We start from the raw sequence: 12,951 nt of genomic DNA on the forward strand, positions 1-12,951 counted from the left end.
GGCACCCTTGCCGCGAACCATGTATCACAACGCATCCCAATCAGGGCAAACTCAAAAACTTCGAAAAGATCTGCCCGGGAACGCGCGAAGCGTTCGTTTTCACGAGCTCAGGACAAAGAGGGAGGGACAATCGATACGCCGAAACAGAGCGTGGATCAGCCTGGGAGATATCATCTGTCCAGGGCCGGTGAGCTATGACACAGTTCATGGTCCTTGAAAAAGAAGCAAACATCCTGCAAGGGCTCTTCAACCCGGTAATGGGCAGGACCGATGCTTATATCCACACCCGGCAGCACCTCGCCCGGAACGACCAGCCGGGCCGCTGGATTGAAAGAAGATTCAATGGCCTTCCATACGTTGCGGTATCGATCCATGAGTTGATCCAAACTTTCAGCCAGGGTCTCCTGATCCGCGGGTTTTTCGGAATCGTTTTTTTCGGCAGGGGTCATTTGATCCAGAACAGCTTTGATTCCGGCGATCTTCCTGCCCAGCAGTTTGCCCTTGCGCAGCAAACCCGGATCAAACCCCATGATAAAACTGGTCCTTCCCCCCATGCCGCATCCAACCCGTTCCTGAACAAACACGGATCCCCGGGAATAGACATTTCCTCCGTAAAAACGCCCCTTGATCACGATGAGCCTGGGGGCCAGCAGATCGCTGTGATAGCAGGCTCCCTGGATGAGGATGTCACGTCCTGAACAAAGGATCGCGTTTTCACAAAACCCCACCTTGATGGTCCCCTTGGACCGGATGTCGGCCTTCTTGGACCCCTTGATGCCGCCGTCCACCTGCAGGGCATGGTTGGCCATCACCTTGGCACCGTTTACATTCCCGTAGACCCGAACATTTTCCCCGGTGACCTCGAACCCCGAGCGTACGGTGCCGTGAACGATAATATCGTTCACGAATCGGATATTGCCTGTGTGATAATCCACATCTCCCCGAATATTGAGGACCTTTTTGACGTTGATGGTTCCGTCGAGATAAAAAACATATCCATTGGCCCCGGCCAGGAGGCGGTCTGGATCTTCCGGATCCACCCGGCAATTATGGCCCATGGGGAACTTCTTGTGCTCGTGAACGAACCTGGCATCGTATGCACTCTCTTTTCCGGGAGGAATTTCCTTCCAATTCGCCAGGACATCTCCTTGAAGCACGTTCTGCACATAACCGAGCTTGCGATGATCCACACCGCCCCCTTCAAGTGCCAGGGGGGACAACTTTTGATGATCAAAATCCGGATCAAAATGGTGGTTGAGAAAATAGGACATAGTCACCATCCTCGCTCGAAAACATTGGCAAACATCGGTTCCACACGGCAGACCGTGACCTTAAAAGCCAGCCGGGGAGCCACCACAATTCACGGCTGCCGGATCATGTCTTGGAATATTCTCCCGGAAAAAGCTCCCTGCTGTCCAGGGAGAGGGTCACCGGTCCCCAATTGACCAGCTCCACATCCATTTCCGCGCCAAAGATGCCGGTTGCCAGATCAGGGCAGAGGCGTTTCAGATCCTCGGCAAACCGGTTGAAAAGGGGTTCGGCAATCTCCGGGCGAAGGGCACCGGAAAAGGAGGGGCGGCGTCCCTTTGTGCAATCGCCAAACAGGGTGAACTGAGAGACAAGCAGGATGTTTTCTCCACCATCGAGTAAGGAGCGATCAAAATGGGCCTTGTCACCCGGAAAAATACGCAGGTTGACGATTTTATTCAAAAACCCCTTCCAGACCCGTGAACCGACCAGCTCGGGACCATCCTCCGCACCCAGCCCCAAGAGGACGACCATCCCCGAATCAATGGCCCCGACTTCGCTCCCCTTCACACATACCCGCGCCCGGTGGACCCGCTGAATGATCGCCCTCATGAGCGCGTCTCCGTTCCGGATGTCTGGCCCCGATCCTCACACCCCTCGTAAAAGGCCATGGAGCTGTCCTTTTCCGCAACCATGGTCCAACAGAGACGAACAGGTGTGTCCTGCAGACGTTCGCTCAAACCATCGAAGATATATCTGGCCAATTCTTCCGAGGTGGGATTACGAACGGCAAAATAGGGAAGTTCGTTCAGACAGGTATGATCGAGGCCCTCGAGCACCTCTTTCAGGTGATTCTTGAGCTCCTTGAAATCCATGAGATATCCGATTTTCGGGTCCAGCCGGGTACCCGAAACCTCGGCCTCGACGGTAAAATTATGGCCGTGCAACGCCTCGCACTTGCCCTGATAGTGCCTGAGCTGATGCGCCGCGCTGAAGTCCAGGCGTACCCGAAGACGCCAGCGTCCATTATGGGTCATAGAAACTCAACTCCTTGATCGTTGTGTGATACGAGGGGGTATCTGATTTTTCAAAGACGGCTCAGGCTGTCGAATCCTAAAAAATAGTTGTCACTTTTCCGGGATTCTCCTGTCTCCTTTCTTTTCCTCCTGCTCGTTCCGGTTTGGGCGAACACAAGGTTCGCCCCTTGGACATTCGCCTTTCCCGTCAGCTTTGCATAAGGTCTGCTCACCTCGCAAGCTCGCTAAGCATTCACTTTAGCGTTGCATAAGGTCTGCTAACCTCGCAAGCTCGCTAAGCATTCACTTTTCCTGCCTTTCCTGCGCACTGCGCCCTGCCTACTGCGCACTTTTTTCCGCGTCCCTTTCCCGAACAACCCCGGCCCGCCAGGTCTCGATCTCTTTCCAGAATATGGGATCCGTACTGACCTGAAAGGCGGGCCCCAGGCGGACGGTGCACAAAAAACCGTTTATCTCCAAAGAGAGATGAACCGGATTGTCCCCGGGATATCTGGCCAGGATCTCCTTGAGCCCGTTGACAAAATCCTGCCCCGCCACCCGGGGATGGGCCACATGGATACAGACAGCGGCAATCCCTTCCTTGACCGCTGCGCACAGCGGCTTGAAGGAGACCGCCCGCAACTTGAGAACACTTCCTTCCTCTTCCCGGGCCTGATCCCGATCATCCTTGATGACCACGCCTTCGAGAAGCAAGGGCTCGTCTTTGTCGAGTTCTTCACGAAACTGGTGAAAAACCTCCGGGAAAACGATCACCTCGCCCATACCCGTCAGGTCCTCGACCTGGCAAAAGGCCATCTTGTCACCCTTTTTGGTCAGGATATCCTTTCGCCCGGTGACGATCACGGCCACACGTCCCTCGCTGCCTACCGAGGATTCCCTGAGCCGTTCCAGGGTGGCATAACTGTGACGATGGATCTCCTCCCGGTACGGTGCCAGGGGATGGCCCACCAGGTAGAAGCCAAAGGCCTCCTTTTCCATCTGAAATTTTTCCTCGTCCGGATATTCAGCGAGTCCGGCCTCCTCGATATCCATGCCCAGCCCGGTCAGGCTGCAGGCCGCATCCGTCACCATGCTCATGAAGGAGAGCTGTCCCCCGGTGGTGTTTTTGGAGGATCGCTGGGCCATGGCCATGACCCGTTCCATCCCGGCCATTATCGATCGCCGGGTACATCCGAGGGCATCCATGGCCCCGCTCTTGGCCAGACTCTCGATAACCTTCTTGTTCACCTTGCGCATGTTCACCCGTTGGCAGAAATCGAGCAGGCTGAGGAAATCGCCTCCAGCCTGACGTTCCGCGACAATGGACGCAACAGCGTTTGCGCCGACCCCCTTGATTCCGGACAGGCCGAAACGGACCTGCTCGCCCTCGACCGTGAACTGATTCTCACTCTTGTTGACGTCAGGGGGCAGGACCGGAATATCCATTTCCCGGCAGTTGTTCACATGGGCCATGACCTTGTCCGTGTTGTTCACCTCCGAGGTGATCATGGCGGCCATGAACTCGGCCGGATAATGGGCCTTCAGATAGGCGGTCTGATAGGAGATCAGGGCGTAGGCCGCACTGTGGGACTTGTTGAACCCGTATCCGGCGAACTTCTCCATGAGATCGAAGATGTATTCGGCGGCCTCGTCCGGGATGTCGTTTTCCCGGGTTCCCTGGAGAAAACGGGTCCGCTGTTTGGCCATGACCGCTGGATCCTTTTTGCCCATGGCCCGGCGCAGGATGTCACCTTCGCCCAGGGAGTAGTTGGCCAGGTCCGAGGCGATCTTCATGACCTGTTCCTGATAGAGGATCACCCCGTAGGTGTCCTCGAGAATGGGCTGGAGTACGGGTTCCAGGCTGGGATAGGGATATTCGACCTTTTCCTCGCCGTGCTTCCGGCGCACAAAGAGATCGACCATCCCGCTCTCCAGGGGGCCGGGACGGTACAGGGCCAAAAGGGCGATGATGTCCTCGAAACAGCTCGGTCGCATGCTCCGAAGGACATTTTTCATCCCCGAGCTTTCCAGCTGAAAGACCCCGTCGCTGTCCCCCCGGCAGAGGAGCTCAAAGGACTGGGGATCGTCCAGGGGGAGCTTTTCCACATCAGGGACCGTCTTGCCGTTCTTCTCGATCAGCTTCAGGGCGTCGTCGATCACGGTCAGGGTCTTGAGACCCAGAAAGTCGAACTTGATCAGCCCGGCCACCTCGACCTTCTTCTTGTCGAACTGGGTGATCACCTCCCCCTTCTTGCCTCGAAAGAGCGGGAGATATTCGGTCATGGGCTTCTGGGAGATGACCAGTCCGGCCGCATGGGTGGAGGCATGGCGGGCCAACCCCTCGAGGCGCTTGCAGATAGTGAGCAGCTTGTCCACCCGGGCGTCGGCCTGCATCAGCTTGCCCAGATCGGGCTCCTGTTCCAGGGCCTTTTGAAGGGTCATGCCGAGATCGTCGGGAATGAGTTTGGCGATCTTGTCCACTTCCTTGAGGGGGATATCCAGAACCCGTCCCACATCCCGAACCACGCCCTTGGCCTTCATGGTCCCCATGGCCACGATCTGGGCCACATGATCCTTGCCGTATTTCTCGCTGACGTAGCGGATGACCTCTTCCCGGCGGTTGTAGCAGAAATCCACATCAATATCAGGCATGGATTCGCGTTCGACATTGAGAAACCGTTCGAAAAAAAGATGATACCTGATGGGATCCAGGTCGGTGATCTTCAGGGACCAGGCCACGATGCTCCCGGCTGCCGAACCCCGTCCCGGGCCCACGGGAATCCCCTTCTCCTTGGCCCAATTGATGAAATCCTGGACAATGAGAAAATAGGCGGGAAATCCCTTCTCGATGATCACATCGAGCTCCTGGTCCATGCGGGCGTGATAGACCGTTTCGTCCACCTCATAGGGCAGCTGATCCAGACGCTGCCGGAGTCCCTCTCTGGAGAGTTTGACAAACTCCTCGTCCAGGGTCCTCCCCTCGGGAACATCGTAGACCGGAAAATAATGCTGGTTCAGGGTCAGATCGAGATTGCAGCTCTCGGCAATGCGCGCGGCATTCTCCAAGGCCTCGGGGCAGTCCTTGAACTCGTGCTCCATGACCTCGGGAGATTTGTAGTAAAAGGCGTCCGTATCGAACTTGAGCCGTTTGGTGTCGCTGGCCAGCTTGCCCGTGCCCACGCAGAGCAGGATATCGTGGGCCTCGGCATCTTCCTTGTAAAGATAATGACAATCGTTGGTGGCCAGCAGGGGAAGCCTGGTGGCCTCGGCCAGCTCCTTCAGCTGTTCGTTGACCCGCTCCTGCTCCTTGAGCCCGTTGACCATGAGTTCGAGATAGAAACGATCCGGATAGATGGAGGCATATTCCCTGGCCACGGCCAGGGCCTCATCCATGCCCTTGTTCCGCAGGGCCTGGGGTACCTCGCCCTGGAGACAGGCTGACGAGGCAATGATCCCCTCGCTGCACTGGATCAATTTTTCCTTGTCCACCCGCGGTTTGTAATAAAACCCCTCCAGAAAACTGTCGGAAACGAGTTTGACCAGATTCTTGTATCCCTGATTGTTCTGGGCCAGAAGCAGGAGATGGTATCTGGTCCGGGTATCCTTGTCCTTCATCTTCCCCGGGGTGACATAGACCTCGCACCCGATGATCGGCTTGATCCCGAACTTCTTGGCCATCTGATAAAAGGCCAGGGCCCCGAACAGGTTACCGTGATCAGAGATGGCGGCCGAGGAAAAACCAAAATCAACGGCCTGGGTACACAGATCCTTGATCCGGATACCACCGTCGAGCAGGGAATATTCAGTATGACAATGAAGATGGGTAAAGTCTGACATGAGGAGGGGGTTTGAGGGGTTTAAGCCTGATCACCGCACAGGGTGATACGCAAACTTTTTTCCTAGAGAACAACCGTACCAAAGGCAAGAACACAGAAAAAAGCGAAAAGGGCGGAATCCGCCCGTAACCAAACGAATTCCGCCATGATTTCAGCATGCTGTTTCCCCTCGACATCACATCGAGCGGACAATCTATCCTTACAAACTGCGCTCTTGGCACCTATCCTTTCCTGCGCACTGCCCCCTGCGCACTCACAACCTACATATCCTTTGCCACCATTCGGGTGAGCCGCAGCAGCTGGTTGGAGAACCCGGCCTCGTTATCGTACCAAAGCAGAAGTTTGAGCATGGTCCCGTCCATGACCGTTGTGCACAGGGAATCGACCACCCCGCCATGGACGCTTCCGTTGTAATCAATGGAGACCAGGGGTTCATCGCTGTATCCCAGGGGACCGTTCATGGGACCTTCGGATGCGGCCTTGAGGGCCTTGTTGACCTCTTCGACACTGGTCGCCTTGTCCAGCTCGCAGACAAAATCCACCAGAGAGGAGTTGGAAGTGGGAACCCGCACGGCCATGCCGTCCAGCTTGCCGGCAAGGGCGGGGATAACCTTGGTCACGGCCTTGGCCGCGCCGGTGGTCGTGGGGATCATGGACAGGGCAGCGGCCCGGGCCCGGCGGAGATCCTTGTGGGTGCCGTCCAGAATGCGCTGGCTCATGGTATAGGAATGAATGGTGGTCATCAGCCCGTGCTTGATCCCAAAGGTGTCGTGGATGACCTTGGCAGCCGGGGCGAGGCAATTGGTGGTGCAGGAGGCATTGGAGATGACCTTGTGGGAGGAATCGTATTCCTCCTGGTTGACCCCCATGACCACGGTCACGTCCGCACCCTTGGCCGGGGCGCTGACAATGACCTTTTTGGCGCCGGCAGCCAGGTGTTTCTCGCAGTTCTCGCGATCCTTGAAGATACCGGTGGTCTCGAGAAGGATGTCCACATCGTATTTTCCCCAATCCCAGTCGGCCGGGGCATTGCGCTCGATGGCCACCTGCCTGCCCTCGAGCAGGAATCCCTGATCATTGGCCTTCACGGCCCCGGCAAAGGTTCCGTGCACCGAGTCATAGCGCAGCAGATGGGCCAGATCGCTGTTGGTTCCCCGATGTCCGTTGACAACGACCAGTTCGAAATCCTGATCCCCGGCCAGAAGCCTGGCCATGTACCGGCCAATCCGACCAAACCCGTTCAATCCAATCCTGATAGCCATTACGTTTCTCCTTTGTTCTTGAGCCAAATCGTCTCACGGTTTGTTCCAGACCCCCGACCTCGCAGCCGGGCACTCCGGTTCGCCAATCGTTCCATCAGTCGTCAAACATGCGCATAGTCCAAAAAGAATATACAAACAACCAGCATGCAAACATCGTGAAGATGCCGGTCATCCAGCCCACTTACAGGGTACAGCGTGCTCGAAGGATCACTCCCGGCCGGGAGTCAGACCCGTTGCCGCCGGCTGAGCCGGGTTGCTCCACGTTTGCTTTCGTCACATAGCATGGCTATATTGTGGACTTTTTTTAGTCAATACGCGGCAGTTTCCTACGGACAGCGAGCCTGCCATGAGAATACATCAACCCTGGACTCTTCCCACAGGGAAAAACTGTTTTCGCCCCAATCTCTGAAACAGCCGGGCTGGTTTGTCCCGTTTGGGGCGGCCCGACTGTCTGACCGAGCCAGGCATCGTTCATCAAGCCGTTGCCTGACATCATGCCGAAATTGTAACCATTACTGAGCAACGGCTTGATGGTACGAGGCCGGCGAGGGAGTTTCGAGCCGCCCCAAACGGGACAAACCAGCACGGCGGCCCCAGCTCCAAGGCTGGACAGACCACTGCGAACCGATTAGCCAGCAGATCCCACGGTGGGGATCTTTGAGGACCAGCCCTTCACAACCACGTCACGGCATGACATTGTTGACCGTGTTGACCATGATGACCCAACTGACCACAATGACTGAAATGACCACACAATCTGAACAAACACCTACCGTCGCCGTGATCGGCGGGGGGCTGGCCGGAAGCGAGGCCGCCTTCCACCTGGCAAAGGGTGGTATTTCCACCACGCTTTTCGAGATGAAACCCGCCCGCTTCTCCCCGGCCCACCAGCACGAGGGCCTGGCCGAACTGGTCTGTTCCAATTCCCTGCGCTCCACCGACCCGGAAAGCGGCATCGGACTGCTCAAAATGGAGATGGAACAATTGGACAGCCTGATCATGCAGGCCGCCCGCACCACCGCCATCCCCGCGGGCAAGGCCCTGGCCGTGGACCGGGAACGCTTTTCACAGGAGATCACCCGGCAACTGGAGGGATTGGAACAGCTGACCATTATCCGCCAGGAGATCACCTCCCTGGACGATCCTCTTCTCGAGCCCTTTTCCAGGGTGATCATCGCTGCCGGACCCCTGGCCTCGGACCCCCTGACCCGAAGCCTCATGGCGGCCACCGGGGAAAACGACCTCTATTTCTACGATGCCATCGCCCCCATCGTGGCCACGGACTCCATCGATATGGACAAGGCCTTCTGGGGATCCCGGTATCATCCCGAGGAAAAGGACTATCTCAATTGTCCGTTGAATGAAGAGGAGTACACGGCCTTTGTCCAGGCCCTGAAGGAGGGAACCCGGGTCAACCCCCGGGAGTTTGAAAAGACGATCCATTTCGAGGGGTGTCTGCCCATCGAGACCATGGCCGACCGGGGGGAGCAGACCCTGGCCTTCGGTCCCCTGAAACCCGTGGGCCTGATCGATCCGCGCACCGGCAGACAGCCTTTTGCCTGTGTCCAGCTCCGGGCGGAGAACAGGGACAAGACCGCCATGAATATGGTCGGATTCCAGACCAAACTCACCTATCCGGAGCAGAAACGGATCTTCTCCATGATCCCCGGGCTGGAACACGCGGAATTCGAGCGCATGGGTTCCATCCACAGAAACACCTTTGTCAACGCGCCCAAGGTGCTCACCCCGCATCTGGAGCTGAAAGACAGGCCCGGTTTCTTTCTGGCCGGACAGATCACCGGGGTGGAAGGGTATCTGGAATCAGGGGCCACCGGCCTGTGGCTCGGTCTGTTTTTGAGCAAAAAGATCACCTCCCTTCCTCCGGCCACCACCGCCCTGGGAGCCCTTCTGCACCATGTGCAGACCCCGGCCAAAAAATTCCAGCCCTCCAATATCAATTTTGGTCTCATGCCCGGCCTGAACCGCAAGGCCAGAAAAAAAGACCGCAAAACACTCTATGCCGCCCGAGCGGTTCAGGCTTTCGCCAAGTGGCTCCGACAGACATCCCTGTCCTAAACCACGCACTCCCGCACTACAGATCACGCTGTCGGCTGCAGTCCGACCGTTTTCCCGCATGGTATCCGCCAGGCGCACCCGGCATGTCCCTCCCGGACATCCCGGGTGCGCTTGATTTTCCTTCCTACTTCTCCTTCTCCCGCTGGATATCCACCAGTTCATAAAAGACAAAGGCCACGAGCACGGTCCACCCGACAAAATGAAAGAAGATGTTCCCGGCAAGGGAAAGACTGCTTTCAATGGAGTTGAGTACCGCGCTGATCAGAAAAACCGTGCTCACCAGCATGAGCACTCCAAGGACATGGTTGCCAATCCGCATGAATCTGTTTTCCAGCTCACGGTAGCTGAACGAGGTCCAGATCTGGCTCAATGTGGCCCAGATAATGGGAATGGCCACAAAATACACGAGCAGATTGTCCTCTTCGGGAAGTCGAAAATCCAGATAGAACTCGAAAAACCATACCCCTGCCACCAGGATAAAAATATCCCGCAGTACGACAAAAACAAACATAGCAAATCACCTGGTAAAAAAATTCAAAACAAGCTATGGACCAAAAAGCTCCCATGAGCCTCTCCACCTTTGCACCTGCCATTACTCGACAGTCATGTTTTGTGCTTTTTTTTCAACTCGGTCGACAAAAAATGCTCCACAAGAGGAGCCAAGGCAAATTTGTTCTTGTCCAAGTACCTGGAATAGGGTGGCCGGCTTGCCCCGTTCCGGGCGGTTTGACTGTCTGACCGAGCCAGGCATCGTTCATCAAGCCGTTGCCGGACTTTTTGCCGAAAAACCATGTTCTTATGGAGCAACGGCTTGATGGTACGAGGCCCGCGAGGGAGTTTCAAAGCGCCCGGAATGGGGCAAGCCGGCCATGAGAACAAATCAGCCCTGCAAGAGGATCATTTCACCCTTGACAGGGCAACGGGATTACGACTAGCAATGGTACTACCATTTAGCAAGAAAAAACAATTCAATTCTTAGTCTTCAATATTTTATTCCATAATTTCAGGGTAATGAAAAACAAATTTTTCATCTCCTGACCAACCATCGCCTTAAAAGTAGGACCAATAATGTCTGAAGCCATCAAACTTTTGTTCACTCCGGTCCAGGCCGGACGGGCCAGTGAAGATATCGCCCTGCAGGTCGAAGCGGCCATTATGGACGGAAAGATCCTTCCCGGCGAAAAGCTGCCCAGCGAACGCGACATGCAGACCCAGTTCAAGACCGGTCGGGGTGTTGTGCGCGAGGCCCAGAAGATCCTGAAACAAAAAGGACTCATTGAAATCAAAAAGGGCTCCAAGGGCGGGGCATTCATCAAACAGATCGAAGTGGACAGCGTCAGCGAGTCCTTCACCCTTTTCCTAAAGCAAAAAAATATCGACCCGGAATCATTGATAGAATTTCGTGAAAGTCTGGACAGAACCATCACCGCCCTGGCCGTTGCCCGGGGAACCAGAGAAGAGAAAATGGCCCTGGTGGAAAAGACCCTGGAGCTCGAGGCCTATGTCGCCAACGACAATCCGGACATGCCGACCATTGCCGAACTTGACCGGGCCCTGAACATCCAATTCGCCCGGATGACCAAAAATCCCGTCTTCGAGTGGGTCATGTACGCCATCCAAAAGGGGTTCAGCTCGTACGACTACGCCCTCTACGATGACCCGGACTACCGGGAAATGACCGTATCCAACTGGAAGGAAACGGCCCGACATATCGCCGAAGGAGAACCACTCAAGGCCCTGACTTATGTTGGAAATCATTATCTGATGCTACTGCGATGTGTTCAGGAAAAAAACGGGGCCCTGCCCAATCGGAAAAACTTTTTGGAAATCCCCAGATTGAACAACCATACACAAACATAAGAGGAGCGACCATGCCCACTGAAAATTATGATTACATCATTGTCGGCGGCGGATCGGCAGGCAGTGTTCTGGCCAACAGACTCAGCGCCAATCCCAAGAACAAGGTCCTGGTTCTGGAGGCCGGGCATCCGGATTACAAATTGGATTTTCGCATCCACATGCCCGCTGCCCTGACCTACCCCCTGCAGGGCAAGACCTATAATTGGTGGTATGAATCCGAACCCGAGCCGCACATGCACAACCGAAGAATATATCAGCCTCGGGGCAAGGTTCTTGGTGGATCCAGCTGCATCAACGGGATGATCTACATCCGGGGCAATGCCATGGATTATGAAAAATGGGGCCAGAACGAGGGATTGGAAAATTGGGACTATGCCCATTGCCTCCCCTATTTCAAGCGCTTCGAATGCCACCAGTCCGGTGCAACCCAGTATCAGGGAACCTCCGGCCCCCTCTATCTGACCACCCCCGAATGCGCCAACCCCCTGTTCAACGCCCTGTTCGACGGGGTGCAGGAAGCCGGCTATCCTTTGACTGAGGATGTCAACGGATATCAGCAGGAAGGCTTCTCCCATTTCGACGCCACCATCTACCGCTCCCGGCGCTGGAACGCTGCCCGGGCCTATGTCCATCCGGTCAAGAAGCGGCGCAATCTGACCATCAGATGCCGGACCAAGGCCACCAGAATTCTGTTCGGCGGAAAAAAGGCCATCGGCGTGGAATACGCCAGGGGCAAAAAACTCCGTAAGGCCTATGGCGGCGAGATCATCTGCTGCGGGGGATCCATCAACACCCCGCAACTGCTGCAGCTCTCCGGAATAGGCAATGGTGACGAACTGAACGCCCTGGGCCTCGACGTGGTCCACAATCTTCCCGGAGTGGGCGAAAATCTTCAGGATCATTTGGAACTCTATGTCCAATATGCCTGCCAGAAGCCGGTGAGCATGTACCCGGCCCTCAAATGGTACAACCAGCCCTGGATCGGTCTCAAATGGCTCTTCGGACAGACCGGTGAGGCGGCAACCAACCACTTCGAGGCCGGCGGATTCATCCGCAGCAACGATGAGGTGGAGTACCCCAATCTCCAATTCCACTTTCTGCCCATCGCCATCAGATACGACGGCACCGCGCCTGCGGCCGGGCACGGATTCCAGCTCCATGTCGGTCCCATGTACTCGGACGCCCGGGGCCACGTGAAGATCAGATCCACTGATCCCGGCGACTATCCCGAGATCGTGTTCAACTATCTGTCCACGGACAAGGACAAAAAAGAGTGGGTCGAGGCCATCCGCTGCTCCCGGAACATCATCAGCCAGAAGGCCTTTGACGAATTCCGGGGCGAGGAGCTCGCTCCGGGCGCTGACAAGCAGAGCGACGAGGAAATTCTCGATTTCGTGGCCCGGGAAGGGGAAAGCGCCTATCATCCCTGCAGCACATGCAAAATGGGCTACGATGACATGAGCGTTGTGGACGCCGATCTCAAGGTGCATGGCGTGGAAAACCTGCGGGTGGTGGACGCGTCCATCATGCCCGAAATCACCAACGGGAATATCTATGCCCCGGTCATGATGATCGCTGAAAAGGCCGCGGACATCATTCTGGGCAACACCCCGGAACGCCCGCTCGATGCGGGATTCTACAAAGCGAAATAAA

Annotated in this window: 9 protein-coding genes; 3 read left to right on the forward strand and 6 right to left on the reverse strand. The window is 56.1% G+C overall.

The window, feature by feature from the left end; all coding sequences use genetic code 11:
* Positions 1-170 precede the first annotated feature (170 nt).
* The 5 genes from ACTVJH_RS02475 to gap form a co-directional block, all read right to left on the reverse strand.
* On the reverse strand, positions 171-1,271 hold the full coding sequence (locus ACTVJH_RS02475; RefSeq protein WP_455987122.1) for a FapA family protein: 1,101 nt from the start codon (positions 1,269-1,271) through the stop codon (positions 171-173).
* Between the two features lie 103 nt (positions 1,272-1,374).
* Entirely contained in the window at positions 1,375-1,860 is a 486-nt protein-coding gene (gene dtd / locus ACTVJH_RS02480) for a D-aminoacyl-tRNA deacylase (protein ID WP_455987124.1), read from the reverse strand.
* Positions 1,857-2,285 carry a 6-carboxytetrahydropterin synthase QueD gene (gene queD / locus ACTVJH_RS02485; protein WP_455987126.1) on the reverse strand — a complete coding sequence of 143 codons (429 nt, stop codon included), beginning with the start codon at positions 2,283-2,285 and terminating at the stop codon, positions 1,857-1,859. The genes dtd and queD overlap by 4 nt, the downstream gene beginning before the upstream one ends.
* 318 nt (positions 2,286-2,603) lie before the next feature.
* The gene (gene dnaE / locus ACTVJH_RS02490; protein WP_455987128.1) at positions 2,604-6,101 is read right to left on the reverse strand and encodes a DNA polymerase III subunit alpha; all 3,498 of its coding nucleotides are present in this window, start codon (positions 6,099-6,101) and stop codon (positions 2,604-2,606) included.
* 259 nt (positions 6,102-6,360) lie between these two features.
* Complete coding sequence (gap, locus tag ACTVJH_RS02495) at positions 6,361-7,362, reverse strand: type I glyceraldehyde-3-phosphate dehydrogenase (protein ID WP_455987130.1); 1,002 nt, start codon at positions 7,360-7,362, stop codon at positions 6,361-6,363.
* 744 nt (positions 7,363-8,106) lie between these two features.
* Here gap and trmFO point away from each other — a divergent pair.
* The gene (trmFO, locus tag ACTVJH_RS02500; RefSeq protein WP_455987198.1) at positions 8,107-9,438 is read left to right on the forward strand and encodes a methylenetetrahydrofolate--tRNA-(uracil(54)-C(5))-methyltransferase (FADH(2)-oxidizing) TrmFO; all 1,332 of its coding nucleotides are present in this window, start codon (positions 8,107-8,109) and stop codon (positions 9,436-9,438) included.
* 124 nt (positions 9,439-9,562) lie between these two features.
* Here the strand turns inward: trmFO and ACTVJH_RS02505 are convergent, their stop codons facing one another.
* Complete coding sequence (locus ACTVJH_RS02505) at positions 9,563-9,949, reverse strand: hypothetical protein (protein WP_455987132.1); 387 nt, start codon at positions 9,947-9,949, stop codon at positions 9,563-9,565.
* A gap of 557 nt (positions 9,950-10,506) precedes the next feature.
* Here ACTVJH_RS02505 and ACTVJH_RS02510 point away from each other — a divergent pair.
* Both ACTVJH_RS02510 and betA read left to right on the forward strand, forming a co-directional pair.
* The gene (locus tag ACTVJH_RS02510) at positions 10,507-11,298 is read left to right on the forward strand and encodes a FadR/GntR family transcriptional regulator (RefSeq protein WP_455987134.1); all 792 of its coding nucleotides are present in this window, start codon (positions 10,507-10,509) and stop codon (positions 11,296-11,298) included.
* An 11-nt stretch (positions 11,299-11,309) separates the two neighbouring features.
* On the forward strand, positions 11,310-12,950 hold the full coding sequence (betA, locus tag ACTVJH_RS02515; protein WP_455987136.1) for a choline dehydrogenase: 1,641 nt from the start codon (positions 11,310-11,312) through the stop codon (positions 12,948-12,950).
* Position 12,951: the final 1 nt, after the last annotated feature.

Source organism: Desulfoplanes sp. PS50, from assembly GCF_053851535.1.